Here is a 25,284-nt window from a genome sequence, read left to right as displayed (position 1 = left end):
CGGACCAACTCCCCCTGGAGCCAAGCGGCCCACGGATGAAAATTTCGCCCCGCCCCTATATAGTTGCCGATTCCCTCGTTTTAACCGGAACGGCCGACCATCATGTCCGAAGCCCGCAAGATCCTCGTCACCAGCGCCCTGCCCTACGCCAATGGTTCGATCCACCTCGGTCACATGCTGGAGTACATCCAGACCGACATCTGGGTGCGCTTCCAGAAGATGCGTGGCAACCAGGCGGTGTATGTGTGCGCGGACGATGCCCACGGCTCGGCCATCATGCTGCGCGCCGAGCGCGAAGGCATCACCTCCGAGCAGTTGATCGACGGTGTACGCGCCGAGCACATGGCCGACTTCGCCGACTTCCAGGTGAACTTCGACAACTACCACTCGACCCACTCGGAAGAGAACCGCGAGCTGTCCTCGGCCATCTACCTGAAGCTGCGCGAAGCCGGCCACATCGCCACCCGTCCGGTGACCCAGTACTTCGACCCGGAAAAGCAGATGTTCCTGGCCGACCGCTTCATCAAGGGCACCTGCCCCAAGTGCGGCACCGCCGACCAGTACGGCGACAACTGCGAAGCCTGCGGCGCGACCTACGCCCCGACCGAGCTGAAGGACCCGAAATCGGCGATCTCCGGCGCCACCCCGGTGCTCAAGGAATCGCTGCACTACTTCTTCAAGCTGCCTGACTTCCAGAACATGCTGCAGCAGTGGACCCGCAGCGGCACCCTGCAGGATTCGGTGGCCAACAAGCTCGCCGAATGGCTGGATGCCGGCCTGCAGGAGTGGGACATCTCCCGCGACGCGCCGTACTTCGGCTTCGAGATTCCCGACGCGCCGGGCAAGTACTTCTACGTCTGGCTGGATGCGCCGATCGGCTACATGGCCAGCTTCAAGAACCTCTGCGCACGCCGCCCCGAACTGGACTTCGACACTTACTGGAAAGAAGGCTCCGAAGCCGAGCTGTACCACTTCATCGGCAAGGACATCGTCAACTTCCACGCGCTGTTCTGGCCGGCCATGCTCGAAGGCGCCGGCTACCGCAAGCCGACCGCGGTCAATGTGCACGGCTACCTGACGGTCAACGGCCAGAAGATGTCCAAGTCGCGCGGCACCTTCGTCAAGGCGCGCACCTACCTGGACCACCTGGACCCGGAATACCTGCGCTACTACTACGCGGCCAAGCTGGGCCGCGGCGTCGACGACCTCGACCTGAACCTTGAAGACTTCGTACAGAAGGTCAACTCCGACCTGGTCGGCAAGGTCGTCAACATCGCCAGCCGTTGCGCCGGCTTCATCCACAAGGGCAACAACGGCCTGCTGGTGGACGCCAACCCGGCGCCGGAACTGGTCGAAGCCTTCCGCAGCGCCGCGCCTAGCATCGCCGCCGCCTACGAGGCCCGTGACTTTGGCCGCGCCATGCGCGAAATCATGGCCCTGGCCGACCAGGCCAACGCCTGGATCGCCGACAAGGCACCCTGGTCGCTGAACAAGCAGGAAGGCAAGCAGGACGAAGTGCAGGCCATCTGCGCCCTGGGCGTGAACCTGTTCCGTCAGCTGGCAATCTTCCTCAAGCCGGTGCTGCCGAAGCTCGCCGAAGCCGCCGAAGCCTTCCTCAACGTCGCCCCGCTCAAGTGGGCCGACCACGAGCAGTTGCTGGCCAACCACCAGTTGAATCCGTTCAACCCGCTGATGACCCGTATCGAGCCTGCGAAAATCGAAGCCATGATCGAAGCCTCCAAGGAAGACCTCGCCGCCGCCAACCAGCCCGCTGGCAATGGCGAACTGACCAAGGACCCGCTGGCTGCGGAGATCAACTTCGACGCCTTCGCCGCCGTCGACCTGCGCATCGCGCTGATCGAGAAGTGCGAGTTCGTCGAGGGCGCCGACAAGCTGCTGCGCCTGTCCCTGGACATCGGCGACGAGAAGCGCAACGTGTTCTCCGGCATCAAGAGCGCCTACCCGGACCCGAGCAAGCTCGAAGGCCGTCTGACCCTGTACGTGGCCAACCTGGCCCCGCGCAAGATGAAGTTCGGCGTATCCGAGGGCATGGTCCTCGCCGCCGGCCCCGGCGGTGAGGAAATCTACCTGCTGAGCCCCGACAGCGGCGCCAAGCCCGGTCAGCGCGTCAAGTAACCTGCGGCGTCCGACAAGACGCCTCATCACGGCAAGGAGGCCATCGATGAAACCGCACCACTGGGCAGCGCTCGTGCTGAGCGCCGCCCTCGCCGGCTGCGGTGCTCCCTCGGAGCACGCCGCCGGTTCCGGCGCCGCTTTCCAGGGGGAAGCGGCGAAAGCCGGTTCCTTCCTCGCCTATGAACACCAGGTCGGCATCCGCCTGGCCAGCGAGCGCATCGACGCGCAACTGGCCGCCTCCCGCGACGCCTGCACCCAGGACCGCTTCGGCCAGTGCGAGCTGATTGCCATCGAGCAGAGCGGCGACAGCCAGATGCGCAACGCGCACCTCGTGGTGCGCATCGTCCCCGAAGGCGTGGAAAAACTGGTCGCCCTCGCCGCCGAAGGCGGGCAACTGCGGAGCCGCCGCACCCAGGCCGAAGACCTCGCCCAGGCCGTCAGCGACAACCAGCAACTGCGTGGCCGGCTGGAGCGCGAATACCAGACCCTGCAAGGCTTCCAGGGCCGCAGGACATGAGCGTCAGCGACTTGCTGGCCCTGGCCAAGGCCACTGCCGAAGTCGAGCAGCAACTGCACGCCGCCCGCCAGGACGCGGCCCAGCAACAACGGCGCATTTCCACCAACCTGCTGACCCTGGACTTCTCCAGCGAATACCGGCCGACCGGGCGCTGGTCGCGCATCGGCGGGGCATTCAGCGGCTCGCTGGACGAACTCACCGACGGCACTGTCAGCGCTATCCAGATGGCCGCCTTCGGCCTGCCGGTACTGGTCGTGCTGCTGATCGCCGCACTGATTCTGCGCTGGCTGTGGCGCAAGCTCGGGTCGCGGCGCGCTGGCCGTCAAGCCGCCTGACCCCAGCCCCCGCCACCGGCGGAGGGCTGCCCGCAGACGCTACTGAGCCTCCTGGCAATCCACGTCGCCGCCACCCAGGTGCTCGAAGCCTTCCAGGTAGAGGCAGGAGGCGTCTGACGCACAGTCCTGCAGCGAGGCGTTGCTCAGGTTGTCCCGTGAGGTGGGGTCTTCCAGGTTCACCTGCGGGAAGATGTCGGCCACCTCCTCCGCGGTCATGATCCGGTCGAAGGTGACGTTGACCGACTGCAGCCGGCCGTACTCCCAATCCAGGTCCACCGCCGCGATACGCGGATCGAGCTGGCGCACCAGAGCTTCAGGCAATTGCGGCCCGGCGTAGCTGAGGTCGGTGTCATGGCAGGCGTCGCCCCAGTTACTGAGCTTCTTGCTCGCGGCGCAACTGAACTGCCCATCGGCGTGGCCGGTGCGCTGCTCCAGCAGGCAGGCGAAGTCGGCGACATTCATGCGCGGCCAACTGACCAGGTCAGCCGTGGTGAAGGGTGCGGCCGAAGCCAGGGCACTGGAGAACAGCAGGCAGAGGGCGGGGAAGCGTCCGAACAGGGTTTTGCGCATCGCGACTTCCGTGAGGGGGACCGAGCGGGTTCGGCCGTCGCCGATAGTCCTCCCGCCGCCCCTGGCACCGCAACTGATTTCGCGGAGGTACAATTGCCTACTTCGCACCTTGTATTCGACCTATGCCCTCTCGCCGCCATCAACCTGCTGACCACGGATCTCCGAGCATGATCCGCCTCACCTCGCGCCCGGCTGCGAGTGCCCGGCCATGAGCGAACTCGCCCTGATCCTGGTCAGCGCCATTCTGGTCAACAACTTCGTGCTGGTGCAATTCCTCGGCATCTGCCCGTTCATGGGCGTGTCGCGCAGGATCGAGACGGCGCTCGCGCTGGCCCTGGCGACCACCTTCGTCCTCACCCTCGCCTCGGCGCTCAGCTACATCCTGCAGCGCTATGTGCTGCAACCGCTGGACGTGGAGTTCCTGCGTACCATCGCCTTCATCCTGGTGATCGCCATCGCCGTGCAGCTCACCGAGCTGCTAGTGAGGAAGACCAGCCCAGTGCTGGCCCAGGTGCTGGGCATCTTTCTGCCGCTGATCACCACCAATTGCATCGTGCTGGGCGTGGTGCTGCTCAATGCGCGCAAACCCGAATTCGGCTTCCTGCAATCCACCTTCCAGGGCTTCGGTGCCGGGCTGGGCTTCACCCTGGTACTGGTGCTGTTCGCCGCCCTGCGCGAGCGCATCGACATCGCCGACGTGCCCAAGCCGTTCAAGGGCGCAGCCATCGGCATGATTACCGCCGGGCTGATGTCCCTGGCGTTCATGGGCTTCAGCGGGTTGCTCAAGCCATGATCGCGGTGCTGCTGATCATCCTGGCCGGCCTCGCCAGCGCCGTGGCGCTGCGCTACGCCTCGGCACGGGTAAAGGTCACGGACCAATCCATTGCCGCCCGAGTCAACGACCTGCTGCCGCAGACCCAGTGCGGCCAATGCGGCTACGCCGGCTGCAAGCCCTACGCCCAGGCCATCGCCGAGGGCGATGCGATCAACAAGTGCCCGCCCGGTGGCGCTGCGACCATTGCCGCCCTCGCCGAGCTGCTGGACGTCGAACCACTGCCTCTGGACGCGGCCGAAGAAACGCTGCCGCGCGTGGCTTATATCCGCGAGGCCGAGTGCATCGGCTGCACCAAGTGCATCCGCGCCTGCCCGGTGGACGCCATCGTCGGCGCGGCCAAACTGATGCACACGGTGATAGTCGACGAATGCACTGGCTGCGACCTGTGCCTGGAACCCTGCCCGGTGGACTGCATCGAAATGCGCGACCTGCCGCTACGCGTCGCCGACTGGACATGGCCGCTGCCGCAGGGCCGGCTGATCCACAGCGACGGGGAGCAGGCGGCATGAATGCACCAGTCCGGAACTTCCCCGGCGGTATCACCCCGCCTGCGAACAAGCAGCAATCCACCGCCACACCGATCCAGCAGCCACCGCTACCGCACCGGCTGGTACTGCCGCTGCAACAGCACATCGGCGAGCCCGCCATGCCCTGTGTCGAAGTCGGCCAGCGCGTGCTCAAGGGCCAACTGATCGCCGAGGCCGGCAGTGCCATCAGCGCCGCGCTGCATGCGCCGACTTCCGGCAACGTGGTCGAGATCAGCGAGCAACCTTATCCGCACAGCTCCGGCCTTTCGCTGCCCGCCATCGTCATCGACAGCGACGGCGCGGAGGAGTGGGTGGAACTCACACCCGAGCCAGAATATGCCTCCCTCTCCGGGATCGAACTGCTGCAGCGCATCCGCCAGGCAGGCATTGCCGGCCTGGGCGGCGCCGGTTTTCCCACCGCTGCCAAGCTGGCCGCTCGCGCGCAGGACGACCTGCACACCCTGATCATCAACGGCGCCGAGTGCGAACCGTATATCAGCGCTGACGACCTGTTGATGCGCGAGCGCGCCACCGAGCTGGTGGAAGGCATCGACGTGCTGATGCACATCCTTCAGCCGCAGCAGGTGCTGCTCGGCATCGAGGACGACAAGCCCCAGGCCATCGCCGCCGTAAAGGCCGCCATCGGCGAACGCCCGATCCGCCTGCAAGCGGTCCCGACGCGCTACCCGTCCGGCGGCGAGCGCCAGTTGATCCAGTTGCTGACCGGCCGGGAAGTGCCCTCCGGCGGGCTACCGGCGGACATCGGCATGCTCTGCGTGAACGTCGGCACCGCCGTTGCCGTGGCCGACGCCGTGCTGCGCGGTCGGCCGCTGATCTCGCGCATCACCACCCTGACCGGCGCCGCGTTGGAGCGCCCGTGCAACGTCGAAGCGCTGATCGGCACCCCCGTGGGTGAGCTGCTGGACTTCGCCGGCCTCGACCGCACGAAGCTGGAACGCCTGCTCCTCGGCGGTCCGCTGATGGGCGACAGCCTGCCCTCGCTGGACGTGCCGTTGATCAAGACCGCCAACTGCCTGCTCGCCGCCACCCGCGAAGAGTTGCCACCGCCGATGCCGACCATGCCCTGCATTCGTTGCGGCGACTGCGCGCAGGTCTGCCCCGCCAGCCTGCTACCGCAGCAACTGCACTTCTTCGCGCAAGACCACGCCCAGCTCCTGGCGCACAACCTGTTCGACTGCATCGAATGTGGCGCCTGCGCCTACGTCTGCCCGTCGAGCATTCCGCTGGTGCAGTACTACCGCGCGTCCAAGGCCGAAATCCGCGAGCTGGAACAGCGCCAGCTGAAGGCCGAGCAGTGGCGTCTGCGCTTCGAGCAACGCCAGGAGCGCCTGCGCCGCGAGGAAGAACAACGCGCCGCCGACCGCCGGGCCCGCCAGGAACGCGCCGCACACGTGCAGGCCGACCAGCCCGACGTGGAAACGCCCGCGGTGCCAGACGCCCAATCGGTGATCGAACGGGTGAAGGCCGAGAAGGCCGTGGGCAATGCGCCCGACCAGCTCAAGCGCCTGAAGATCGAGGCGAGCATGGCCCAGGTCGCGCTGAAGAAAGCCGAGAAGCAACTGGCCGCCCATGACACCGAGCAGTTGCGCACTCAGGTCGCCGAACTGCGCAGCGCTGCCGAAGAGTCGAAAGCCGCGCTGGCCACTGCCGAAGTGCAAAGCGCCAACGCAGAGCCGGCTCCCACTGTGGCGGCTGTCACGGATGAAGCGGCGCTGAAGCAGGCCAAGATCGATGCTGCCATGGCCCGTGCGCAGCTGAAGAAGTCCGAGAAGGCCTTCGGCGAATCGCCCAGCGACGAACAGCGCGCCACCCTCGCCTCTTTGCGCGAAGAGGTCGAACGCATCGAACGCCAACTCAACCCATTGCAGGGGACCTCCATGCCGACCGAACCGAAAGCCGCCCAGCCCATCGACGGGGTTCTCGCCCTGCGCCAGGCCAAGCTGGTCTACATCGCCCAACGCGATGCCCTGCGCGCCGCGGAACGCGAAGGTGTGCCTGCCGAGGAACTGGACGCGATCCGCCAGACGCTGGCCGCCGCGGAAGCCGCCCTGCACGCCGCCGAAGACGCCAGCGGCAAGGCACCGCCGAACCTGGTGCGCACCGACAGGCACCCGATCAGCGCCTCCCTGCGCGCCGCCAAGACCGAACTGGCCTACGCCCGCGCCGACCTGAAGAAGCTCGAACGCGAAGGCGCCGGCGACCCCGCACTGGCCACTGCCCGCGAGCGTCTGCAAGCGGCGGAACGTGCCGTCGCCGATGCCAGTGGTGAGGCTCCCTGATGAAGCTGCCACGCATCAGCTCGCCCCACGCCACAGGCGCCAACCGCACGCAGAGAGTCATGCTGACCCTGCTGGCTGCCTGCGCACCGGGCGCGCTGGTGCTGATCGGCCTGTACGGCATCGGCACGCTGTTCAATCTGCTCTGGTGCAGCCTGCTCGCCCTCTCCATCGAGGCGCTGATGCTCAAGCTGCGCAACCGCCCGGTGACGTTCTTCCTCAAGGACGGCAGCGCGCTGGTCACCGCCGTACTGCTCGCCCTCGCCCTGCCGCCCTACTCGCCCTGGTGGCTGAGCGCGGTCGCCACGCTGTTCGCGCTGATCTTCGGCAAGCACCTGTACGGCGGCCTCGGGCAGAACCCGTTCAACCCGGCGATGATCGGCTACGCGGTGGTGCTGGTGTCCTTCCCGCAGCAGATGAGCCAGTGGCCGGCGCCGGACAGCGCGCTCGGCTTCGGCGAAGGCCTGCGGCAGATCTTCGGCATCGCCAGCCAGGGGCCGGACGCCTGGGTCGGCGCCACCGCGCTGGATGTGCTGCGCAACAACCACAGCCTGACCATGGAAGAACTGCTGGCGCAATCTCCTGCCTTCGGTAGCGTCGGCGGGCGCGGCGTGGAGCTGGTCAACCTGGCCTTCCTTGCCGGCGGGCTGTTCCTGCTCTGGCGCAAGCTGTTCACCTGGCACGCGCCGGTGGGCATGCTCGGCGGCCTGTTCGTCATGAGCCTGCTGTTCTGGAACGGTTCGGGTTCCGACTCCCACGGCTCGCCGTTGCTGCACCTGTTCAGCGGCGCGACCATGCTCGGCGCCTTCTTCATCGTCACCGACCCGGTGTCCGGCGCCACCAGCAATCGCGGCCGCCTGCTGTTCGGCATCGGCGTAGGCGCGCTCACCTATGTGATCCGCGCCTGGGGCGGCTACCCCGACGGTCTGGCTTTCGCCGTGCTGCTGATGAACCTCGCTGCGCCTACCCTCGACTACTTCACCCGCCCGCGCACCTACGGGCACAAGCAACCCGAGCGCGGCTTCAAGGCAGGTGACCGATGAGCCGTGCCCTGCTGAAGAATGCCCTCGTGCTGGGCCTGCTCGCGGTGGTCGCCGCCGGCGTGGTGGCGACCGTCCACCAGTTCACCGCCCAGCGCATCGACACCGCCCAGCGCGAGGCGCGTGGCCGTACGCTGCTGGAGCTGCTGCCCAAAGGCAGCTACGACAATCATCCGCTGGAGAGCGAAGTCAGCGCCTTCGATCCCAAGCTGCTGGGTCGCAACGAACCAGCGCCGGCCTACATTGCCCGGCTGCAGGGCCAGACCACAGCGGTGGTGCTCCAGCCCGTGGCGCGGGATGGCTACGGCGGCTCGATCCACCTGCTGGTGGGCGTGACCGCGCAAGGCCGCCTGCTTGGCGTGCGGGTTGTGGCGCACCACGAGACACCCGGCCAGGGCGACCGCATCGAACTGGGCAAGAGCGACTGGCTGCACGGCTTCGACGGCCGCTCCCTGAGCGACCCGGCCGAGGCTGGCTGGAAGGTGAAGAAGGACGGCGGCCGGTTCGACCAGTTCGTCGGAGCCACCGTCACCCCACGCGCGGTGGTCAAGGCCACGCACCTGGCGCTGCAGTACTTCGATGCGCACAAGACAGAGCTGCTCGCCCCTGCGACTTCGGGAGACCAGCATGAATAATCCCGGCTACCGCGAAATCGCCCTGCAGGGCCTGTGGAAGAACAACCCCGGCCTGGTACAGCTGCTCGGGCTATGCCCGTTGCTGGGTACCAGCAGTTCCATGGTCAACGCCCTCGGCCTGGGGCTGGCGACGATCTTCGTACTGGTCTGCTCCAGCGTTGCCGTATCGCTGATCCGTGGCACGCTGAGCGAAGCCGTGCGCCTGCCGGCCTTCCTGCTGGTCATCGCCACCCTCACCACCTGCGTCGAACTGCTGATGCAGGCGTGGCGCTACGAGCTGTATGAGGTGCTGGGCATCTTCGTGCCGCTGATCACCACCAACTGCGTGATCCTCGGCCGCGCGGAATCCTTCGCCGCGAACAACAACGTCGCGCGCTCGGCCTTCGACGCGCTGATGATGGGGCTGGGCTTCGCCCTCGTCCTGCTGGCCATCGGCACCCTGCGCGAACTGCTCGGCCATGGCACGCTGCTCGCCGGCATGGACCTGCTGTTCGGCCCCAGCGCCGCCGACTGGAAGCTGCAGATTCCTGGCTACCAGGGCCTGCTGCTCGCCGTTTTACCGCCCGGTGCCTTCCTGGTGCTGGGCCTGCTGATTGCACTGAAGAACCGTATCGATGAAAGCCTGGCGGACCGCGCCAAGGCGCCGACGGGCGACGTACCCGCGACCGAGCGCCAACGCGTCCGCGTGACCGGAGTGATCGAATGAATGCCGCCAAGCGCGCGGAGATTTTCCGCCGACTCAAAGAAGACAATCCCAACCCCGAAACCGAGCTGGCCTACAGCACGCCCTTCGAGCTGCTGATCGCCGTGCTGCTCTCGGCGCAGGCCACCGATGTGGGGGTGAACAAGGCCACCGCCAAGCTCTACCCGGTGGCCAATACCCCGGAGGCGATCTATGCCCTCGGCGTGGACGGCCTGTCGGAGTACATCAAGACCATCGGCCTGTACAACAGCAAGGCGAAGAACACCATCGAGACCTGCCGCATCCTCATCGAGAAGCACGGCGGCCAGGTGCCGGAAAACCGCGAAGACCTCGAAGCCCTGCCGGGCGTGGGCCGCAAGACCGCCAACGTGGTCCTCAACACGGCTTTCCGACAGCCGGCAATGGCGGTGGACACCCACATCTTCCGCGTTTCCAACCGCACCCACATCGCGCCGGGGCGCAATGTGCTGGAAGTGGAGCGCAAGCTGCTCAAGTTCGTGCCCAAGGAATACCTGCTCGATGCCCACCACTGGCTGATCCTGCACGGGCGCTACGTCTGCAAGGCGCGCAAGCCGCAGTGCGGCAGTTGCCGGATCGAGGACCTGTGTGAGTACAAGCACAAGACTTCCGACGATTGAGCGATATGGGAAAATTCCTTCAGGCTGATTGAAAAAATCTTTTTTACCGTCCGGTCCTTTGTCGCTATAAGGGGCGCCAACACACCCCGTGTTGTGGAGTGCACCGAATGGCAAACGACAAAGAAGACCTCGAACTCGAGGACGATGTCAGCACAGAGGACAGCGATGACGGCGCAGAAGCCACGGTCGAGGTCGCCAAGACCAACCTGACCAAGCGCCGCATCATCGACAACCTGCTTGAAGAACGCCGCCTGCAGCGCCAATTGTCCGACTACGATTTCGATCTGTAAGCCTTCTCCTGAACGTAACACCCGTATGAAAAAGCCCCGCAACCTGGCGGGGCTTTTTGCTTTTCGTAGGAGCGAGCTGGCTCGCGAACCGCCCAGCCACAGAGGCGCCGGGAATTTCTGTTCGCGAGCAATAACGATGGCGTTCCCCTCGCTCCTACAGGTTCATGCCGTTGCTGCCGCCCGCTGCACCACCCGGTAGCACGGCTCGTACGCCGCGCCGCCCGGAAGCTTCATGCGGTGCTGCTCGACGAAGGCCTGCAACAGCGCATCCAGCGGTTCCATGATGGCCGCGTCACCGTGGATCTCGTACGGACCGAACTCTTCGATCATGCGGATGCCACGATCCTTCACGTTGCCGGCGACGATGCCGGAGAACGCCCGGCGCAGGTTCGCCGCCAGCTCGTGGGGCGGCACATCGCGGCCCAGGTCCAGGCTGGCCATGTTCTCGTGGGTCGGTTCGAACGGGCGCTGGAAGCCCTCGTCGATCTTCAGCAGCCAGTTGAAGTGGTAGGCGTCGTTGCGCTCGCGGCGGAACTGCTTGACCCGCTTCAGCCCGGTGCTCATTTCCCGCGCGACTTCCGCCGGGTCGTCGATGATGATGCGGTAGCGCTTCTGCGCCGCCTCGCCCAGGGTCGCGCCGACGAAGGCATGCAGCTGTTCGATGTAGGCCGCCGCGCTGCGCGGGCCGGTGAGCACCAGGGGGAACGGCATGTCCTGGTTTTCCGGGTGCATCAGGATGCCCAGCAGATAGAGGAACTCCTCGGCCGTGCCAACGCCGCCGGGGAACACGATGATGCCGTGGCCGACGCGGACGAAGGCCTCCAGGCGCTTCTCGATGTCCGGCAGGATCACCAGTTCGTTGACGATGGGGTTCGGTGCCTCGGCAGCGATGATCCCCGGTTCGGTCAGGCCCAGGTAGCGGCCATCGGTGATGCGCTGCTTGGCGTGGCCGATGGTGGCGCCCTTCATCGGGCCCTTCATCACGCCCGGGCCGCAGCCGGTGCAGACATCGAGGCTGCGCAAGCCCAGCTCGTGGCCGACCTTCTTGGTGTACTTGTACTCGTTGGTGCTGATGGAGTGGCCGCCCCAGCACACGACGATCTTCGGCTCCACGCCGGCGTGCAGGGAGCGGGCGTTGCGCAGCAGGTGGAAGACGTAGTCGGTGATGCCGGCCGAGCTGTCCAGGCCGAAGCGCCGGCTGTTCAGCGCGTTCTGCGTGTAGACGATGTCGCGCAGGGCGCTGAACAGCATCTCGCGGGTGCTGGCGATCATCTCGCCGTCGACGAAGGCGTCGGCCGGCGCGTTGAACAGTTCCAGGCGCACGCCGCGGTCCTGCTGGTGGATTTCCAGTTCGAAGTCGCGGTAGGCGTCGAGGATGTGCTTGGCGTTGTCGATCTGCGTGCCGGTGTTGAGGATGGCCAGGGCACACTGGCGGAAGAGCTTGTAGGTGCTGCCTGAACCGGCTTCGCTGAGCTGGTGCACTTCACGTTGGGAAAGGGTTTCGAGGCTGCCCTTGGGGCTGACCGAGGCATTGTTTACCGGTCTTGGGGACATGCTGTATTCCTTGACGATGGAAGCCGGGCGCCAAAGCGCGGGGTCTTCCGATAAATCGATGCGGCCGTCCATTCGGCCGTCATTGCCGGGGGCGGCGCGGCGGGGATTCTCCGGCCCGCAGCACTGCTCCTTCTGACTCTGACAAGCGAATGGCGGAAACTGCTTCCGCAATCGACGCGTCCGACGTCGATGCCCTTTGAGTATGACCGCTGCGGTGACTTTCTGATGACAGCGGAAAAGAAAAACCCCGCCGGGTGGGCGGGGTTTCTCCAAGGACGCTTCGACGACAGCCGAAGGGTCAGTCCTTGCGCTGCGGGCTGAGCAGCTCGATCTTGTAGCCGTCCGGGTCTTCGACAAAGGCGAGGATGCTGGTGCCGTGCTGCATCGGGCCCGGTTCGCGGGTGATCTTGCCGCCGCGGGAACGGATGTCTTCGCAGGCCTTGTAGACGTCGGCCACTTCCAGGGCGATGTGGCCGTAGCCGGTGCCCAATTCGTACTTATCCACACCCCAGTTGTAGGTCAGCTCGATGACGCTGTTGTCGTCCTCGTTGCCGTAACCGACGAAGGCCAGGGTGAACTGACCGTCCGGGTAATCCTTGCGGCGCAGCAGGGTCATGCCCAGGACTTCGGTGTAGAAGGCGATGGATTTGTCCATGTCGCCGACGCGCAGCATGGTATGCAGCAGTCTCATCGATTCTTTCCTCATCAGGTGCCCGGAGTGCGGGCTTATAAACACAAACCCCGGCTCGTGGCCGGGGATTGTTGTTCTACTGTAGGAGCGAGCTTGCTCGCGAACCGCGCAAAAAGCAAAAGCTTCGCGAGCAAGCTCGCTCCTACAAGGGTCGCTTAGAACAGCTTGCGGCCCTTGTTCGCGGCGATACGCATGCGCAGCGCGTTGAGCTTGATGAAGCCTGCGGCATCGGCCTGGTTGTAGGCGCCGCCGTCTTCCTCGAAGGTCGCGATGTTGGCATCGAACAGCGAGTCGTCGGACTTGCGGCCGACCACGATGACGTTGCCCTTGTACAGCTTCAGGCGCACGACGCCATTCACGTACTCCTGGGAGGCATCGATCATCTGCTGGAGCATTTCACGCTCCGGGCTCCACCAGTAGCCGGTGTAGATCAGCTTGGCGTAGCGCGGCATCAGCTCGTCCTTCAGGTGAGCGACTTCGCGGTCCAGGGTGATCGACTCGATGGCGCGGTGCGCCTTGAGCATGATGGTGCCGCCGGGGGTCTCGTAGCAGCCACGGGACTTCATGCCGACGTAGCGGTTCTCGACGATATCCAGACGGCCGATGCCGTTGGCGCCGCCGATGCGGTTCAGCTCGGCCAGCACCTGGGCCGGCGTCATGTCCTTGCCGTCGATGGCGACAATGTCGCCCTTGCGGTAGGTCAGCTCGATGTAGGTCGCGACGTCAGGGGCCTTCTCCGGGGAGACGGTCCATTTCCACATGTCCTCTTCGTGCTCGGTCCAGGTGTCTTCCAGCACGCCGCCTTCATAGGAGATGTGCAGCAGGTTGGCATCCATGGAGTACGGCGATTTCTTCTTGCCGTGGCGCTCGATCGGGATGTTGTGGGCTTCGGCGTAGTCCATCAGCTTCTCGCGGGACAGCAGGTCCCACTCGCGCCAGGGAGCAATCACCTTCACGCCCGGCTTGAGCGCGTAGGCGCCCAGCTCGAAACGCACCTGGTCGTTACCCTTGCCGGTAGCGCCGTGGGAGATGGCGTCAGCGCCGGTGGCGTTGGCGATCTCGATCAGGCGCTTGGCGATCAGCGGACGGGCGATGGAAGTACCCAGCAGGTACTCGCCTTCGTAGACGGTGTTGGCACGGAACATCGGGTAGACGAAGTCGCGGACGAACTCTTCTCGCAGGTCCTCGATGAAGACCTCTTTCACGCCCATCTGCTTGGCCTTGGCACGGGCCGGCTCGACCTCCTCGCCCTGACCCAGGTCGGCGGTGAAAGTCACCACTTCACAGTTATAGGTATCCTGCAGCCACTTCAGAATTACCGAGGTATCCAGGCCACCGGAATACGCCAGGACTACCTTCTTCACGTCCGCCATGCCACTCAACTCCACGGGGGTTGCCACGAAAGGGACCGATTCTACTGTCCGCTCGGAATAATTTACAGAGGGGCGACAGCTTTAGACGACAAAGCGACAAATACTATCGTCGGTGCGACTCGCTGCCGCGGCTCAGCCCTTGGGTGTCGCGGGCGGCGTGGCGGGTGGGTTGGCAGCGTTGGTGGCAGGCGCTGCCGGCGCACCCTGAGCGGGCACACTGGCGGCGCTGGGAGCCGGAGCGGTGGTCGGGACTTCGGCGGGAGCCTGCTCGACGACCGCCTCACGGGACAGGTTCACCGTCACTCGGCGGTTCTGTGCGCGGTTGGCGGCGGAATTGTTCTTCACCAGCGGGTAGCGCTCACCGTAGAAGCGCACGGTGATCTGCGATTCGGCCACGCCGTTGGCCTTCAAGTACTCCATCACCGCGATGGCGCGGCGGCGCGACGCCTCACGGTTGGCCAGACGATTGCCGCTGTTGTCCGAATGGCCGTCCAGTTCGATGCGGTTCACCGTCGGATCGGCCTTCATGTATTCCAGGATGATGTCCAGCTTGGCACGGCCCAGGGCATCGACCTCGGTGCCGCCGTCGGGGAAACCGACCTGGCTCTGACGCACCTGATCGAAGTTGACCGGAAGCATCTTCGTCGAACAGTCCTGGAACTGCGCGTAAGCGTCGGCGAAACGGGTCGGCAGCAGCCGCACCAGCAGGCTTTCACCGGTGCGGGTCCGATGGCGAACTTCCGGCGTACGGCCTTCCAGCAGGCCGCCGAGCAGACGCCCGGCCTGCTGTTGGGTACTGTTGAGCGGCACCTCGCCGGCACCCACGCGCACCGAGCCCAGGTTCACGTCACCCTGCCCCGGCCGCCATGGCGGTGCGGCCGCCAGCAGGGTCGCCGAGCCGGTGCCGAGCCAGCCCTGCTGGGACTTGAGACGGAAGGTCGGTTGCTCGCCGGCGCGCCAGACGAACTCACCGACACCGAAACCGCCGACACTCTGCGACAGCCGGCACTCGAACTGATCGCCCGCCACCGTCCATTGCGCGCTTTCCAGACGCGGCTGGAAGGTCAGCCCCCAGGCCGGAAGGCTCGCGCAAAGAGTGAGCAGGAGAACAGAAGACTGGCGCACGGTGGCATCCACACAGGTAAATAGGCGTCCCACAATCTATCGGTCGGCCCTGGCAAAACTTGATAGCGAGTGCCGGCGACGGCCTTTTCCGGTAGCATTTCCCCCTCTTCCCGCTGCAACCGCACCCCTGGAATCCGCATGTCCGACCGCCTGACACTCCTGCGCCCCGACGACTGGCACATCCACCTGCGCGACGGCGCCGCACTCGCGCAAACCGTCGGCGACGCCGCCCGCACCTTCGGCCGCGCCATCATCATGCCGAACCTGGTTCCGCCGGTACGCGACGCCGCCGAAGCCGACGCCTACCGCCAGCGCATCCTCGCCGCCCGTCCGGCCGGCAGCCGCTTCGAGCCGCTGATGGTGCTCTACCTCACCGACCGCACCAGCGCCGAGGAAGTCCGCGCCGCCAAGGCGTCCGGTTTCGTGCACGCCGCCAAGCTGTACCCCGCCGGCGCCACCACCAACTCCGACTCCGGCGTGACCAGCGTCGACAACATCTTCCACGTACTCGAAGCCATGGCCGAAGTCGGCCTGCCGCTGCTGGTGCATGGCGAGGTGACCCGCGCCGAGGTCGACGTGTTCGACCGCGAGAAGCGCTTCATCGACGAGCACCTGACCCGCGTGGTCGAGCGTTTCCCGACGCTGAAGGTCGTCTTCGAGCACATCACCACCGGCGATGCCGCCGCCTTCGTCAAGGCCGCCCCGGCCAACGTAGGCGCCACCATCACCGCGCACCACCTGCTGTACAACCGCAACCACATGCTGGTTGGCGGCATCCGCCCGCACTTCTATTGCCTGCCGATCCTCAAGCGCAACACCCACCAGGAAGCCCTGCTGGATGCGGCCACCAGCGGCAGCGCGAAGTTCTTCCTCGGCACCGACTCGGCACCTCACGCGCGTCACGCCAAGGAAGCCGCCTGCGGCTGCGCCGGCTGCTACACCGCCTACGCCGCCATCGAGCTGTACGCCGAAGCCTTCGAGCAACGCAACGCGCTGGACAAGCTGGAAGGCTTCGCCAGCCTGCATGGCCCGGATTTCTACGGCCTGCCGCGCAACAGCGACCGCATCACCCTGGTGCGTGAAGAATGGGAAGCCCCGGCAACGCTGCCGTTCGGCGACTTCGATGTAGTCCCGCTGCGTGCCGGCGAGAAGCTGCGCTGGCGCCTGCTGGAGAACCAAGCATGAGTGACGAGAACGAAATCTTCGAAGAAGAGCTCGACGGCTCCTTCCCGCCCGGCCCGCGCCACCCGATGGCACGCCGTTTCCGCGGCTACCTGCCGGTCGTGGTGGACGTCGAGACCGGCGGCTTCAACTGCGCCACCGACGCGCTGCTGGAAATCGCCGCCGTCACCATCGGCATGGACGACAGTGGTTACCTGTTCCCCGAGCACACCTACTTCTTCCGCGTGGAGCCCTTCGAAGGCGCCAACATCGAGCAAGCCGCGCTGGAGTTCACCGGCATCAAGCTGGACCACCCGCTGCGCATGGCCGTGCAGGAAGAGCAGGCGCTGACCGAGATCTTCCGCGGCATCCGCAAGTCGCTGAAATCCAACGGCTGCAAGCGGGCGATCCTGGTCGGCCACAACAGCAGCTTCGACCTGGGCTTCCTCAATGCCGCGGTCAACCGCAGCGGCGTGAAGCGCAACCCGTTCCACCCGTTCTCCAGCTTCGACACCGCCACCCTCGCCGGCCTTGCCTACGGTCAGACCGTACTGGCCAAGGCCTGCCAGACCGCCGGTATCGAGTTCGACAACCGCGAGGCCCACTCGGCACGCTACGACACCGAGAAGACCGCCGAGCTGTTCTGCGGCATCGTCAACCGCTGGAAGGAATTCGGCGGCTGGATGGAAGACGATCACTGATCGCTCATTCCTGAATGAAAAGCCCCGCACTTGCGGGGCTTTTTCTTTCTACTTGCGGGAGCGCGCAGGGTCGCGCCTACGAGCTCACTTCGCCGTCGAAACAGCAAAGAAAAAGGGGAAAGCCGAAGCTTTCCCCTTTCTCGTCGCGCATCAGGCGGAACTCAGCCAACCCAGACGCGAGCGTTGCGGAACATGCGCATCCAGCCGCCGTCCTCTTCCCACTCGTCCGGACGCCAGGAGTTCTGCACGGCGCGGAATACCCGCTCCGGGTGCGGCATCATGATGGTGACGCGGCCGTCGCGGCTGGTCAGACCGGTGATACCACGCGGCGAGCCGTTCGGGTTGGCCGGGTAGGTCTCGGTGACCTTGCCCTGGTTGTCGACGAAACGCAGAGCCACGGTGCCAGACAGATCGGCTTCCAGCAGTGCTTCCTCGCTCTCGAACTCCGCATGGCCTTCGCCGTGGGCGATGGCGATCGGCAGGCGCGAACCGGCCATGCCGCGCAGGAAGATCGACTGCGACTCCTGCACCTGGACCATCGCCACGCGCGCTTCGAACTGCTCGGAGCGGTTGCGCACGAAGTGCGGCCAGAACTCGGTGCCAGGGATCAGCTCGTGCAGGTTGGACATCATCTGGCAACCGTTGCACACGCCGAGGGCGAAGCTGTCCTTGCGCTCGAAGAACGCCTGGAAGCCATCGCGGGCACGGGTGTTGAACAGGATCGACTTGGCCCAGCCTTCGCCAGCGCCAAGGACGTCGCCGTAGGAGAAGCCGCCGCAGGCCACCAGGCCCTTGAACTGCTCCAGGCTGACGCGGCCGGAGAGGATATCGCTCATGTGCACATCGACCGCGGCGAAGCCGGCGCGGTCGAATGCGGCAGCCATTTCGACCTGACCGTTCACGCCCTGCTCACGCAGGATGGCGATCTGCGGGCGCACGCCTTTCTTGATGTAGGGCGCGGCGATGTTGTCGTTGACGTCAAAGCTCAGCTTCACCGACAGGCCGCTGTTGTCTTCGTCCAGCAGACCGTCGAATTCCTGGTCCGCACACTCGACGTTGTCGCGCATGCGCTGGATGCGGTAACTGGTTTCGCTCCAGATACGCTGCAGGTTGCGGCGCTGGGCATGGAAGACGCGCTCGCCATTGAAGGACAGCTCGATCTCGGCGCCCTTGGCCGGCTGGCCGATGACCGCGACGCAGTCTTCCAGGCCGGCGGCGCTGAACTGGGCCAGCACTTCCGGGGTGGCAGCAGAGCGAACCTGAATCACAGCACCGAGTTCTTCGTTGAACAGGGCGGCGGTCAGTTCGTCGCGACTCTCGGCCAGCGCGTCGAGGTTCAGGTCCAGACCGCAATGACCGGCGAAGGCCATTTCCACCACGGTGGCCATCAGGCCGCCGTCGGAACGGTCGTGGTAGGCCAGCAGGTGGCCGTCGGCGTTCAGGCCCTGGATCACGGCGAAGAACGCCTTCAGGTCTTCGGCATCGTCGACGTCCGGAGCGGCGCGACCGATCTGGCCGTTGACCTGGGCGAGGATGGAGCCGCCCATGCGGTTCTTGCCACGGCCCAGGTCGATGACGACCAGGTCGGTCTCGCCCTTGTCCAGGCGCAGTTGCGGGGTCAGGGTCTTGCGCACGTCGTTGACCGGGGCGAAGCCGGAAATGATCAGCGACATCGGCGAAGTGACGCTCTTCTCGGCGTCGCCATCCTGCCAGCGGGTCTTCATGGACATGGAGTCCTTGCCCACCGGGATGGTGATGCCCAGCGCCGGGCACAGCTCCATGCCGACCGCCTTGACGGTGTCGTACAGGCGAGCGTCTTCGCCCGGGTGACCGGCGGCGGCCATCCAGTTGGCGGAGAGCTTGATCTCGGAGATCTTGTCGATGCTCGCGGCGGCCAGGTTGGTGATGGTCTCGCCGATCGCCATGCGGCCAGAGGCCGGGGCATCGATCACGGCCAGCGGCGTGCGCTCGCCCATGGCCATGGCTTCACCGGTGTAGACGTCGAAGCTGGTAGCGGTGACGGCGCAGTCGGCCACCGGCACCTGCCACGGGCCGACCAACTGGTCGCGGGCAACCAGGCCGGTAATGGTGCGGTCACCAATGGTGATCAGGAAGTTCTTGCTGGCCACGGCCGGATGACGCAGGACGCGCTCGGTCGATTCGCTCAGGTCCAGGCCGGCGGCAGCGAAATCATCGCCCAGCTCGGCTTCTCGGCTGACCGAACGGTGCATGCGCGGCGGCTTGCCGAGCAGCACTTCGAGCGGCATGTCCACCGGCTTGTTGCCGAAGTGGCTGTCGGCGACGGTCAGTTGCATCTCTTCGGTGGCTTCGCCGACCACGGCGAACGGGCAGCGCTCGCGCTCGCAGATGGCCTTGAAGGTCTCGAAGTCGGCAGCGTCTACCGACATCACGTAGCGTTCCTGCGACTCGTTGCACCAGATTTCCAGCGGGCTCATGCCCGGCTCGTCGTTGGGCACGGCGCGCAGTTCGAAGCGGCCGCCACGGCCACCGTCGTTGATCAGTTCCGGCAGGGCGTTGGAGATGCCGCCCGCGCCCACGTCGTGGATGAACTTGATCGGGTTGTTCTCGCCCATCTGCCAGCAGCGGTCGATGACCTCCTGGCAACGGCGTTCCATTTCCGGGTTCTCGCGCTGCACCGAGGCGAAGTCCAGGTCAGCGGCGGACGAGCCGGTGGCCATGGAGGAAGCAGCGCCGCCGCCCAGGCCGATCAGCATGGCCGGGCCGCCGAGCACGATCAGCTTGGCGCCGACCGAGATCTCGCCTTTCTGCACGTGGTCTTCGCGGATGTTGCCCAGGCCGCCGGCGATCATGATCGGCTTGTGGTAGCCACGGACTTCCTCGCCGCGCGGGGTGGCGATGGCCTGCTCGAAGGTACGGAAGTAGCCGGCCAGGTTCGGGCGGCCGAATTCGTTGTTGAACGCGGCGCCGCCCAGCGGGCCTTCGATCATGATGTCCAGCGGGGTGACGATGCGCTCGGGTTTGCCATAGGGCACTTCCCAGGGCTGCTCGAAACCGGGGATGTTCAGGTTGGAGACGGTGAAGCCGACCAGGCCGGCCTTGGGCTTGGCGCCACGGCCGGTAGCGCCTTCGTCGCGGATCTCGCCGCCGGAGCCGGTAGAGGCGCCGGGGAAGGGGGCGATGGCGGTCGGGTGGTTGTGGGTCTCCACCTTCATCAGGATATGCACGGGCTCTTCGCTGGCCGCGTACTCGCGGGTCTCGGCGTTCGGGTAGAAGCGCCCGGCGACATAGCCTTTCATTACCGCGGCGTTGTCCTTGTAGGCGGACAGCACGCCTTCGCGGTGCATTTCATAGGTGTTCTTGATCATGCCGAACAGGCTCTTGTCCTGCGACTGGCCGTCGATATCCCAACTGGCGTTGAAGATCTTGTGGCGGCAGTGCTCGGAGTTGGCCTGGGCGAACATCATCAGCTCGACGTCGTGCGGGTTGCGGCCCATCTCGACGAAGCTTTTTACCAGGTAGTCGATCTCGTCATCGGCCAGGGCCAGGCCCAGCTCGAGGTTGGCCTTCTCCAGCGCAGCGCGACCGCCAGCGAGGATGTCGATCACGGTCAGCGGCTTGGGCTGGGCGTGGCTGAACAGGGCCGAAGCTTCTTCCAGTTGATTCAGCACCAGCTGGGTCATGCGGTCGTGCAGGCGGGCGGCGACAGCTTGCGCGTCGGCCTCGCTCAGCTCACCGGTGACGTAGTAGGCGATGCCGCGCTCGAGGCGCTCGATCTTCGCCAGGCCGCAGTTGCGGGCGATGTCCGAGGCCTTGCTCGACCAGGGCGAGATGGTGCCGAAGCGCGGGAGCACCAGGAACAGGCGACCGGCGGGTTCCTGCACCGGGACGCTGGGGCCGTATTTCAGCAGGCGCGCCAGGACTTGTTCTTCCTCGGCGTTGAGGGCTCCGGTGACCTCGGCGAAGTGCGCAAACTCGGCATACAGCCCGGTGACGGCGGGCACATGCTGGGTCAGCAGGTCGAGCAGTTTGCCGTGGCGGAAAGCGGAAAGGGCGGGAGCACCGCGCAGGATCAGCATTGTCGGAACAGCCTCTGGAGACGGGGAAGTGTGTGGGGCCGGACGGGCCGGCCCACAGAGGCCGTGCATTCTACCGTAAAGCGCTGCCGGGCGGCAGCTTTCAAGTACCTTCCTTGCCGTTGCTCCGGCGGAAATCGCCATTCATCTTCGAAGGCCTTCGAGCAGCCTTGGGAAAAGCCCGACACACGGCCTTCGACGCCAAAATTGCCGACGAACGGCGCGGCAACTAGCAGAGATGCTTCAAGCTGTCGAGATATGGCGCACAACGGCCTTTGCGTATACTGCCCTGATGCTTGCCCTGACTGTGTCCCGTGTGCGCTGCACCGCCTGGATCTTGGCGACCTGTATCTTTCTGCTGCTTTCCGGCTGTAGCGAGGCGAAAGCCCCGACGGCCCTCGAGCGCGTGCAGAAGGACGGCGTGCTGCGCGTCATCACCCGCAACAGTCCGGCCACCTACTTCCAGGACCGCAACGGCGATACCGGCTTCGAATACGAGCTGGCCAAGCGCTTCGCCGACAGCCTGGGCGTGCAGTTGCAGATCGAAACTGCCGACAATATCGACGACCTCTACGACCGCCTCGGCCGCGACGGCGGGCCGAACCTCGCCGCTGCCGGCCTGACTCCGGGCGGTGAGCGCGATGCCCAGGTGCGCTACTCGCACTCCTATCTCGATGTCACTCCCCAGGTGGTCTACCGCAATGGCGCCCAGCGCCCGACCCGCCCGGACGATCTGGTCGGCAAACGCATCGTCGTATTGAAAGGCAGCAGCCATGCCGCGCAGTTGGCGGAACTGAAGAAGCGCTACCCCAAGCTGGAGTACCGCGAGTCCGACGCCGACGAGATGGTCGACCTGCTGCGCATGGTGGATGTCGGCGAGATCGACCTGACCCTGGTGGACTCCAACGAGCTGGCGATGAACCAGGTGTACTTCCCCAACGTGCGCGTCGCCTTCGACTTTGGCGATGCCAAGGGCCTGGCCTGGGCACTGCCGGCAGGCGATGACAACAGCCTGCTGGAGAAGGTCAACGCCTTCCTCGACAAGGCCAAGCAGGACGGCCTGCTGCAACGCCTAAAGGACCGCTACTACGGCCACGTGGACGTGCTTGGCTACGTCGGCGCCTACACCTTCGCCCAGCATCTGCAGCAGCGTCTGCCCAAGTACGAACCGCACTTCCGCCAGAGCGGCACCAAGCTCGAGGCCGACTGGCGCCTGCTGGCCGCCATCGGCTACCAGGAATCCATGTGGCAGCCCGACGCGACCTCCAAGACCGGCGTGCGCGGCCTGATGATGCTGACCAACCGTACCGCCCGAGCCATGGGCGTGGCCAACCGTCTGGACCCGAAGCAGAGCATCCAGGGCGGCAGCAAGTATTACGTGCAGATCAAGGACGAGCTGCCCGACAGCATCAAGGACCCGGACCGCAGCTGGTTCGCCCTGGCCGCCTACAACATCGGCGGCGCCCACCTGGAAGACGCGCGCAAGATGGCCGAGCAGGAAGGCCTGAACCCGAACAAGTGGCTCGACGTCAAGAAGATGCTGCCGCGCCTGGCGCAGAAGCAGTACTACCGCAAGACGCGCTACGGCTACGCGCGCGGCGGCGAGACAGTGCATTTCGTGCAGAACGTGCGCCGTTACTACGACATCCTCACCTGGGTGACCCAGCCGCAGATGGAAGGCGGCCAGCTCGCCGAAAGCGGCCTGCACCTGCCGGGCGTGAACAAGACCAAGCCCAACGATGATGATGGGCGGGATCAGAAGCTCTGAGGCTTCCCCTTCATTCCATTTGCGAACAATGCCGCGCCGTACCGATCGCGGACGGAGTCCGCTCCTACGCTAGCGCAGGCAATGGCATGCTCCCGCAGGAGCGGATTCATCCGCGATCAGAGTTTGCGTTCACGCAGAAGTACCGACGGAGCGAGGTTCGCGAGCAAGCTCGCTCCTACGAAGAGCTTGAACTCAGCCCTTGCGCCGCGCCTTGAAGAAAGCCGAAAGCATCGCGCTGCACTCCTCCCCCAGCACGCCGCCTTCCACCAGCACCCGGTGGTTGAGGAAATCCTGTTCGAAGAAATTGCCGCGACTGATCACCACGCCGGATTTCGGCTCCGTGGCGCCGAACACCACGCGCTGGATGCGCGAGTGCACCAGCAGGCCGGCGCACATGCTGCAGGGTTCGAGGGTGACATAGAGAGTGCTGCCAGGCAGGCGGTAGTTCTGCGCCGCAGCGGCGGCTTCGCGGATGGCGACCACCTCCGCGTGAGCACTGGGATCGTGGGAGGTGATCGGCCGGTTGAAGCCACGGCCGACGACCTGGCCATCCAGCACCAGCACGGCACCCACCGGCACTTCGCCGAGGGCCGCGCCCTGTTCGGCCAGCGCCATGGCTTCACGCATGAAGGGGATGTCCTGGCTGCGGTCGATGACCGGCGCCAGCCCCTTCACCGTCGGATGCCCCTTGCTGTTGGTCAGCCGCACCATGCCTCGCCCACCGCGATGGTTCCCATCAGCCCGGTCTCCATGTGATCGATCACGTGGCAGTGGAACATCCACAGGCCGGGGTTATCCGCCACCAGCGCCACGCGTGCCGTCTCATTCTTGCCCAGCAGGTAGGTATCGGTGAAATACGGAATGATCTCCCGACGATCGGAGTCCAGCACCTTGAAGGCCATGCCGTGCAGGTGGATCGGGTGCTGGTACTGGGTCATGTTGCGCAGCACGAAGATGTAGCTGTTGCCTTCCTTGAGCTTCGCCAGCGGCGGCGAGTTGTGCTTGTGCTCCTCGCCGCCCTGCCAGGCCACGCCATTGATCTGCCACAGCGAAGGCGCCGACTGGCCCTTGGAATAGTCGGACATGGCGCCGACCCACTCGAACTTGAAGTTGATGGTCTCGGCATTCTTCAGGTCCGGCTCGGCCACCGGGTTGTGCGGCAGCTGAGCCGGCCACTTGGCCGTTGGTGCCTTGGGGTTGGCGACGCCACGGATGGTCGCCAGGCGTACGGGGCCGTTGCGCAGCGACAGCTCGGCGCCCTCCGCCGGGCCGCGGATACCCAGCTCCAGGCGCATGCCGGGGCCGATCCAGTACTGGTCCTTGGGCCCCTTGCCGAAGTCACGCGGCTCCACCGGGTGACCGTCGATGGCGTAGATCTTCGCCTCGGCGTCCGGCAGGTTGAGGCGGTAGGTGACGGTGTTGTCGACATTGAGCAGACGCACGCGGACGATCTCGCCGGCCGGCAGTTCGATGACCGGCGTGCGTTCGCCGTTGATGGTCGACAGACGCCCACGGGTCCCTTCGCGCGCGGCCTCGCGGGGAATGCTGAAGGGCGTGAAATTGCCCTCTTCGTCCACGTGCCAGGTCTTCAGGCAGAGGACCTTCTCGCTGGTGAACTCGGTGGGCTCACGCTCATCGATGATCAGCGGCCCGACCAGGCCACGGCCCAGCTGTTCGCTGCTCATCAAGTGCGGGTGATACCAGTAGCTGCCGGCGTCCGGCGTCTTGAACTGGTAGACGAAGCTCTCGCCCGGCTGCACCGGCGGCTGCGAGATGTAGGGCACGCCGTCCATCTCGATCGGCAGGCGGATGCCGTGCCAGTGGATGGTGGTCGGCTCATCGAGCTTGTTGGTGAAACGCACTCGCAGCCAGTCGCCCTGGCGCGCGCGGATTTCCACACCGGGGGCCTGGCCGCCATAACCCAGGCCGGGGCTCTTGTGGCCGGGCACCAGCTCCAGGTCCAGCGGGGCGGCGATCAGTTCGTAATCGTGTTCGGCGGCCACTTCCGGGCGCGCCAGCCAGAGGCGTGCGCCACCGGCGCCCAGGCCGAGCACGGCCAGGCCGGCGATGCCGCCGAGTACTTGTCTACGGGTAAACGACATGGGTCCAGACTCCTCAAACAAGGGACTTGCGACCCCATCGGCTTTCACGGAGGTGGCGCGTTTCGCGCTCGGCGCCAGGCTCTTGCGGCCGGCTGCACGGTTCTGCCTTGTACGATACAGAAGCAGAAAGCAACTGTGCATGAAGAGGCAAATGCCTCTCATGCGCCAGGTCAAGGACGGCTATTCCCGCCCTCGCCTGCCGAAGAAAGCGGCGAGCATGCCGCCCTCTTC

Annotated in this window: 22 protein-coding genes; 14 read left to right on the top strand and 8 right to left on the bottom strand. The window is 65.6% G+C overall.

All coding sequences use genetic code 11. From position 1 onward, the window contains the following. Nucleotides 1–102 precede the first annotated feature (102 nt). From metG to CTR55_RS00845, 3 genes are read left to right on the top strand one after another with little or no spacing between them, the layout of a single operon-like run. Nucleotides 103–2,136: a methionine--tRNA ligase gene (gene metG / locus CTR55_RS00855; RefSeq protein ID WP_296283664.1), complete on the top strand. Its 2,034-nt coding sequence runs from the start codon at nucleotides 103–105 to the stop codon at nucleotides 2,134–2,136. Nucleotides 2,137–2,182: 46 nt separating this feature from the next. Next, nucleotides 2,183–2,653: a hypothetical protein gene (locus tag CTR55_RS00850; protein WP_296283663.1), complete on the top strand. Its 471-nt coding sequence runs from the start codon at nucleotides 2,183–2,185 to the stop codon at nucleotides 2,651–2,653. Further along, entirely contained in the window at nucleotides 2,650–2,988 is a 339-nt protein-coding gene (locus CTR55_RS00845) for a DUF4349 domain-containing protein (protein ID WP_296283662.1), read from the top strand. Before CTR55_RS00850 ends, CTR55_RS00845 begins: the two co-directional genes overlap by 4 nt. 39 nt (nucleotides 2,989–3,027) lie before the next feature. Here the strand turns inward: CTR55_RS00845 and CTR55_RS00840 are convergent, their stop codons facing one another. Next, on the bottom strand, nucleotides 3,028–3,558 hold the full coding sequence (locus tag CTR55_RS00840) for a hypothetical protein (RefSeq protein ID WP_296283661.1): 531 nt from the start codon (nucleotides 3,556–3,558) through the stop codon (nucleotides 3,028–3,030). A 208-nt stretch (nucleotides 3,559–3,766) separates the two neighbouring features. On the opposite strand from CTR55_RS00840, the gene rsxA reads away from it, so the two are divergent. From rsxA to CTR55_RS00800, 8 genes are all read left to right on the top strand, one after another. Continuing rightward, on the top strand, nucleotides 3,767–4,351 hold the full coding sequence (gene rsxA, locus CTR55_RS00835) for an electron transport complex subunit RsxA (RefSeq protein WP_296283660.1): 585 nt from the start codon (nucleotides 3,767–3,769) through the stop codon (nucleotides 4,349–4,351). Then, complete coding sequence (gene rsxB / locus CTR55_RS00830) at nucleotides 4,348–4,902, top strand: electron transport complex subunit RsxB (protein ID WP_296283659.1); 555 nt, start codon at nucleotides 4,348–4,350, stop codon at nucleotides 4,900–4,902. The genes rsxA and rsxB overlap by 4 nt, the downstream gene beginning before the upstream one ends. Beyond that, complete coding sequence (gene rsxC / locus CTR55_RS00825; RefSeq protein WP_296283658.1) at nucleotides 4,899–7,220, top strand: electron transport complex subunit RsxC; 2,322 nt, start codon at nucleotides 4,899–4,901, stop codon at nucleotides 7,218–7,220. The genes rsxB and rsxC overlap by 4 nt, the downstream gene beginning before the upstream one ends. Continuing rightward, entirely contained in the window at nucleotides 7,220–8,260 is a 1,041-nt protein-coding gene (locus CTR55_RS00820; protein WP_296283657.1) for an RnfABCDGE type electron transport complex subunit D, read from the top strand. Before rsxC ends, CTR55_RS00820 begins: the two co-directional genes overlap by 1 nt. Continuing rightward, complete coding sequence (gene rsxG / locus CTR55_RS00815; protein ID WP_296283656.1) at nucleotides 8,257–8,892, top strand: electron transport complex subunit RsxG; 636 nt, start codon at nucleotides 8,257–8,259, stop codon at nucleotides 8,890–8,892. Before CTR55_RS00820 ends, rsxG begins: the two co-directional genes overlap by 4 nt. Next, the gene (locus CTR55_RS00810) at nucleotides 8,885–9,598 is read left to right on the top strand and encodes an electron transport complex subunit E (protein WP_296283655.1); all 714 of its coding nucleotides are present in this window, start codon (nucleotides 8,885–8,887) and stop codon (nucleotides 9,596–9,598) included. Before rsxG ends, CTR55_RS00810 begins: the two co-directional genes overlap by 8 nt. Beyond that, nucleotides 9,595–10,233, top strand: a complete 639-nt coding sequence (gene nth, locus CTR55_RS00805) for an endonuclease III (protein WP_296283654.1) — start codon at nucleotides 9,595–9,597, stop codon at nucleotides 10,231–10,233. The genes CTR55_RS00810 and nth overlap by 4 nt, the downstream gene beginning before the upstream one ends. A gap of 107 nt (nucleotides 10,234–10,340) precedes the next feature. After that, nucleotides 10,341–10,523, top strand: a complete 183-nt coding sequence (locus tag CTR55_RS00800) for a PA3496 family putative envelope integrity protein (RefSeq protein ID WP_296283653.1) — start codon at nucleotides 10,341–10,343, stop codon at nucleotides 10,521–10,523. A 162-nt stretch (nucleotides 10,524–10,685) separates the two neighbouring features. Here the strand turns inward: CTR55_RS00800 and ppnN are convergent, their stop codons facing one another. The 4 genes from ppnN to CTR55_RS00780 all read right to left on the bottom strand — a co-directional run bounded on the left by ppnN (nucleotide 10,686) and on the right by CTR55_RS00780 (nucleotide 15,266). Continuing rightward, nucleotides 10,686–12,077, bottom strand: coding sequence for a nucleotide 5'-monophosphate nucleosidase PpnN (gene ppnN, locus CTR55_RS00795; RefSeq protein WP_296283652.1), 1,392 nt, complete (start codon nucleotides 12,075–12,077; stop codon nucleotides 10,686–10,688). Between the two features lie 298 nt (nucleotides 12,078–12,375). Beyond that, nucleotides 12,376–12,768 carry a lactoylglutathione lyase gene (gene gloA / locus CTR55_RS00790; RefSeq protein WP_296283651.1) on the bottom strand — a complete coding sequence of 131 codons (393 nt, stop codon included), beginning with the start codon at nucleotides 12,766–12,768 and terminating at the stop codon, nucleotides 12,376–12,378. Between the two features lie 155 nt (nucleotides 12,769–12,923). After that, nucleotides 12,924–14,141, bottom strand: a complete 1,218-nt coding sequence (locus tag CTR55_RS00785) for an argininosuccinate synthase (RefSeq protein ID WP_296283956.1) — start codon at nucleotides 14,139–14,141, stop codon at nucleotides 12,924–12,926. A gap of 132 nt (nucleotides 14,142–14,273) precedes the next feature. Beyond that, nucleotides 14,274–15,266, bottom strand: a complete 993-nt coding sequence (locus CTR55_RS00780; RefSeq protein ID WP_296283650.1) for an OmpA family protein — start codon at nucleotides 15,264–15,266, stop codon at nucleotides 14,274–14,276. A 138-nt stretch (nucleotides 15,267–15,404) separates the two neighbouring features. Here CTR55_RS00780 and pyrC point away from each other — a divergent pair, with 138 nt between their 5' ends. Beyond that, the gene (gene pyrC / locus CTR55_RS00775; protein ID WP_296283649.1) at nucleotides 15,405–16,451 is read left to right on the top strand and encodes a dihydroorotase; all 1,047 of its coding nucleotides are present in this window, start codon (nucleotides 15,405–15,407) and stop codon (nucleotides 16,449–16,451) included. Then, nucleotides 16,448–17,128: a ribonuclease T gene (rnt, locus tag CTR55_RS00770; RefSeq protein WP_296283648.1), complete on the top strand. Its 681-nt coding sequence runs from the start codon at nucleotides 16,448–16,450 to the stop codon at nucleotides 17,126–17,128. Before pyrC ends, rnt begins: the two co-directional genes overlap by 4 nt. Nucleotides 17,129–17,289: 161 nt before the next feature. On the opposite strand, the gene purL is transcribed toward rnt, so the two are convergent. Beyond that, nucleotides 17,290–21,186, bottom strand: a complete 3,897-nt coding sequence (purL, locus tag CTR55_RS00765; protein ID WP_296283647.1) for a phosphoribosylformylglycinamidine synthase — start codon at nucleotides 21,184–21,186, stop codon at nucleotides 17,290–17,292. Nucleotides 21,187–21,475: 289 nt separating this feature from the next. On the opposite strand from purL, the gene mltF reads away from it, so the two are divergent. After that, nucleotides 21,476–22,951, top strand: coding sequence for a membrane-bound lytic murein transglycosylase MltF (gene mltF / locus CTR55_RS00760; RefSeq protein ID WP_296283645.1), 1,476 nt, complete (start codon nucleotides 21,476–21,478; stop codon nucleotides 22,949–22,951). Nucleotides 22,952–23,143: 192 nt separating this feature from the next. On the opposite strand, the gene tadA is transcribed toward mltF, so the two are convergent. Both tadA and CTR55_RS00750 read right to left on the bottom strand, forming a co-directional pair. Beyond that, nucleotides 23,144–23,659, bottom strand: a complete 516-nt coding sequence (gene tadA, locus CTR55_RS00755) for a tRNA adenosine(34) deaminase TadA (RefSeq protein ID WP_296283955.1) — start codon at nucleotides 23,657–23,659, stop codon at nucleotides 23,144–23,146. Further along, complete coding sequence (locus CTR55_RS00750; protein ID WP_296283644.1) at nucleotides 23,650–25,053, bottom strand: multicopper oxidase family protein; 1,404 nt, start codon at nucleotides 25,051–25,053, stop codon at nucleotides 23,650–23,652. Before CTR55_RS00750 ends, tadA begins: the two co-directional genes overlap by 10 nt. Nucleotides 25,054–25,284 lie beyond the last annotated feature (231 nt).

It is taken from the genome of Pseudomonas sp. (genome assembly GCF_002796985.1).
In the GTDB taxonomy this organism is placed as follows: Bacteria; Pseudomonadota; Gammaproteobacteria; order Pseudomonadales; family Pseudomonadaceae; genus Pseudomonas.
The sequence above is the reverse complement of the archived record's forward strand: the minus strand, read 5'-3'. Positions and strand labels throughout refer to the sequence as shown.

Coding starts and splice junctions, on each gene's coding strand:
- rsxC (WP_296283658.1), top strand. CDS start 4,899: ATGAATGCACCAGTCCGGAACTTCCCCGGCGGTATCACCCCGCCTGCG.
- metG (WP_296283664.1), top strand. CDS start 103: ATGTCCGAAGCCCGCAAGATCCTCGTCACCAGCGCCCTGCCCTACGCC.
- purL (WP_296283647.1), bottom strand. CDS start 21,186: ATGCTGATCCTGCGCGGTGCTCCCGCCCTTTCCGCTTTCCGCCACGGC.
- rsxG (WP_296283656.1), top strand. CDS start 8,257: ATGAGCCGTGCCCTGCTGAAGAATGCCCTCGTGCTGGGCCTGCTCGCG.
- rsxB (WP_296283659.1), top strand. CDS start 4,348: ATGATCGCGGTGCTGCTGATCATCCTGGCCGGCCTCGCCAGCGCCGTG.
- ppnN (WP_296283652.1), bottom strand. CDS start 12,077: ATGTCCCCAAGACCGGTAAACAATGCCTCGGTCAGCCCCAAGGGCAGC.
- CTR55_RS00800 (WP_296283653.1), top strand. CDS start 10,341: ATGGCAAACGACAAAGAAGACCTCGAACTCGAGGACGATGTCAGCACA.
- CTR55_RS00820 (WP_296283657.1), top strand. CDS start 7,220: ATGAAGCTGCCACGCATCAGCTCGCCCCACGCCACAGGCGCCAACCGC.
- CTR55_RS00850 (WP_296283663.1), top strand. CDS start 2,183: ATGAAACCGCACCACTGGGCAGCGCTCGTGCTGAGCGCCGCCCTCGCC.
- rnt (WP_296283648.1), top strand. CDS start 16,448: ATGAGTGACGAGAACGAAATCTTCGAAGAAGAGCTCGACGGCTCCTTC.
- CTR55_RS00785 (WP_296283956.1), bottom strand. CDS start 14,141: ATGGCGGACGTGAAGAAGGTAGTCCTGGCGTATTCCGGTGGCCTGGAT.
- mltF (WP_296283645.1), top strand. CDS start 21,476: ATGCTTGCCCTGACTGTGTCCCGTGTGCGCTGCACCGCCTGGATCTTG.
- CTR55_RS00810 (WP_296283655.1), top strand. CDS start 8,885: ATGAATAATCCCGGCTACCGCGAAATCGCCCTGCAGGGCCTGTGGAAG.
- gloA (WP_296283651.1), bottom strand. CDS start 12,768: ATGAGACTGCTGCATACCATGCTGCGCGTCGGCGACATGGACAAATCC.
- CTR55_RS00845 (WP_296283662.1), top strand. CDS start 2,650: ATGAGCGTCAGCGACTTGCTGGCCCTGGCCAAGGCCACTGCCGAAGTC.
- rsxA (WP_296283660.1), top strand. CDS start 3,767: ATGAGCGAACTCGCCCTGATCCTGGTCAGCGCCATTCTGGTCAACAAC.
- pyrC (WP_296283649.1), top strand. CDS start 15,405: ATGTCCGACCGCCTGACACTCCTGCGCCCCGACGACTGGCACATCCAC.
- CTR55_RS00840 (WP_296283661.1), bottom strand. CDS start 3,558: ATGCGCAAAACCCTGTTCGGACGCTTCCCCGCCCTCTGCCTGCTGTTC.
- CTR55_RS00750 (WP_296283644.1), bottom strand. CDS start 25,053: ATGTCGTTTACCCGTAGACAAGTACTCGGCGGCATCGCCGGCCTGGCC.
- nth (WP_296283654.1), top strand. CDS start 9,595: ATGAATGCCGCCAAGCGCGCGGAGATTTTCCGCCGACTCAAAGAAGAC.